General features: G+C 41.1%; 3 protein-coding genes and 1 pseudogene. All 4 read left to right on the top strand.

Features of this window, described 5'->3' with window-relative positions; translation table 11 throughout:
• The first annotated feature begins 43 nt into the window (after positions 1-43).
• Positions 44-667: a DUF2067 family protein gene (locus tag BP896_RS04015; protein WP_291765927.1), complete on the top strand. Its 624-nt coding sequence runs from the start codon at positions 44-46 to the stop codon at positions 665-667.
• A 58-nt stretch (positions 668-725) separates the two neighbouring features.
• Positions 726-1220, top strand: coding sequence for a 50S ribosomal protein L7Ae (gene rpl7ae, locus BP896_RS04010; RefSeq protein ID WP_291765925.1), 495 nt, complete (start codon positions 726-728; stop codon positions 1218-1220).
• A 5-nt stretch (positions 1221-1225) separates the two neighbouring features.
• Positions 1226-1468, top strand: a complete 243-nt coding sequence (locus BP896_RS04005) for a 30S ribosomal protein S28e (RefSeq protein ID WP_291765922.1) — start codon at positions 1226-1228, stop codon at positions 1466-1468.
• 531 nt (positions 1469-1999) lie between these two features.
• Positions 2000-2778: pseudogene (locus BP896_RS04000) on the top strand (ABC transporter substrate-binding protein); the annotation flags it as partial.

The raw sequence follows: 2778 nt of genomic DNA, 5'->3' as shown, positions 1-2778 counted from the left end.
TTCTACTTCATTACTTAATAAAGTATTTAAGCCATAGGAATACATGGGTTTTGTGGTAAGTAGAAGGTTAATGTTTAAGGTTAGGAATACTGATGAGGCTGTTAAATTCATTAACACTTACTTAAGTGAAGTTGGGGCTAAGGAGGTTTATGTTAAGTATAGGGGTAGTAGGCTTGAGGTTAAGGTTAGGGGTAACCCAATCCTAACTAGGGTGTTTTTAACGGAGGCCCATAAGGTTTATGGAACCTTGAGGCAGGGTAGGTTAATCAATGTCTTTGACTTAACAGTAATTATGCGTGAGGCTAAGCCTAAATCACCCATACCGCCTGAGACTATTGAATTAACCCTTAGGCTAATGGGGTATTACGCTGAGCTGAATAAATCAAGGCTGCGCACTGGTGCAAGCCTCAGTAAGGTAATTGATACTGTTAGGAGGCTTTCAGAGGCTTATGCCGCAATGATTGACTTGGATATTAGCAGTAGTGCTAAGAGGATTATAGCATCCCTTGCCGTTGCTAAGGGGGTTAGCATCTATGATGCTATTGATGAGTTGGCGGAAATGAATGTGCTTAATAAGGGTAATGTTAATGGGAGGGAGTACATTACCCTTAAGGCTAATCTCAATGATGTAGTAGATGTATTAACATCAAAGAGAAGTATTGAGTAGGCTTAAAGCTTTCATTAAATGTGAAAGTTTTTAAAGGGTGCAGCGCCACATATGGTGTATGAGTACAATAGACCCGAGGGTCTTTTACGCAAATCCGCCTCAGGGAAAGCCAATATACGTTAGGTTTGCTGTCCCACAGGAGTTAGCTGAAATGACGTACAATGTTGTGAGTATGGCTAAGCAAACTGGGGTAGTTAAGAGGGGTTCTAATGAAACAACCAAAATGATTGAGAGGGGGTTAGCTAAACTGGTGGTTGTTGCTGAGGACGTTGATCCACCTGAAATAGTAATGCACCTACCATTATTATGTGAGGAAAAGGGCATACCATATGTTTACGTACCCAGTAAGGAGAGGTTAGGTAAGGCAGTTGGCTTATCATCATACGCCTCAGCGATCGCTATAGTTGATCCAGGTCAAGCAGCCAAGGACCTTGAGGATCTAGTAGCTAAACTGAATGATGTTAGGGTTAACGCTGGCTTAAATCCAATACAATTACCGAAAACTCAACCACAGGCTAAGCCACAGCAGAGGGAGGGGAAGGGAAGGGAGTGATTTAAATGGCCAGTGAGGGTAGTGAAATTAAGTTAAGCCCCTATGATGATGCCACAGCCGCAGTGGTTGTTCAGATACTTGGTAGAACAGGTGTGGCTGGTGAAGTTAACATTGTTAGGGTTAGGATACTTGAAGGCAGGGATAAGGGGAGGATAATAACAAGGAATATTAAGGGCCCCGTGAGGGTCGGGGACATATTAATGCTTAGAGAAACTGAACGTGAGGCAAGAAAGATAACAGTAAAGTGAAAACCATAACCCATTAAACTAACCCCAAATAAAAGCCAGATTTCTCCCAAATTAACTTGCCATTTAATGTAAGTAACCCAAATGTTAAGTCATCTAACCTGTTAGAATAAGACTTATTACTAGCCATAACCCAATCAGTATTGATGAGCATTCATATCTATAAGGAAAAAGGTTATGTAATAATAGTACTAATAGCAGCTGCCGTAATCTTAACTCTGAGTACCTTAAAGATAACGTATGCTCAGCAGTCTTATCCGACGTATAATATGTATATGGCTGCTAACTGGTACTATACCTTGCTTGCTCCTTGGCCTGCTCCTTGGTGGAATCCATGGACAACTGGTAATATAGTATTTTACACTGGTACTTGGATGCCCCTCGCTGATTATAATGATCCTACTGGCCAGTGGTGGCCTGTTTTGGCTAGTAATTGGACTGTTTTTCCCGAGAACCACACCTTAATCATTTACCTTAGGCATAATTTATATTGGTTTAATGGTACTGCCACAATACCATTCACTGCNNTGGGATGTGTATGCTTGGTTTTATATTGGTGATAAGGCCTTCGGTAGTTGGGAGCCTTGGTTAATGCCTCAAAACGCAGACAAGGACTTCATAATAATAAACAATTACACAATATCAATCCACTTCGACTACTGGTCATCCACCGGCTACTACTGGCTACTAATGAGTTGGATACCGAATACACCATGGCCAGTGTGGAAGAATATAGTCCATGAACTACAAACGATGAATGCTTCCCAAGCCTTAAAATTCGGCTCAACCAATATTACTGAATTTGTTGCACCATACTGGAGCCTAAGCCCATATTACGTCACTAAGGTTAGTAGTGGCTATGTTATTACTAAGCTTGAGCCAGATTACTTCAATGGCGTACCATTATTAGCTGAGTGGAATAAAATACTACCATTCCACACATGGCAATACTACCCACAAATAACAATAAACATAGGGCTATCAGGAGGATTAACTCAATTAGTGTCCTTAGCCATAAGCGGTCAACCATACTTCATGCATACATGGTATCCAGCAGTATCCTACATGCAGGTACTTGAAAGTCATGGCTACATGATACCATTACTGCCTGATATATCAATTGAAGGTATAGCATTACCCACTTATTATCCATTTAATATTCCTCAGGTTAGGCAAGCTTTCCTCTATATTATTAATAGGACTGAGGCGGCTACTGCTTGGGGTCCATCTTGGTTAATAACACCAGTCTTTATTAATGTTCCTGCCCCTGAACCTAATGTTGTCCCTGGCCTATGGTTAACTTTCCCTGAATC

Origin of the sequence: Caldivirga sp. UBA161, from assembly GCF_002506515.1 — an archaeon.
Lineage (GTDB): Archaea > Thermoproteota > Thermoprotei > Thermoproteales > Thermocladiaceae > Caldivirga.
The sequence above is the reverse complement of the archived record's forward strand: the minus strand, read 5'-3'. Positions and strand labels throughout refer to the sequence as shown.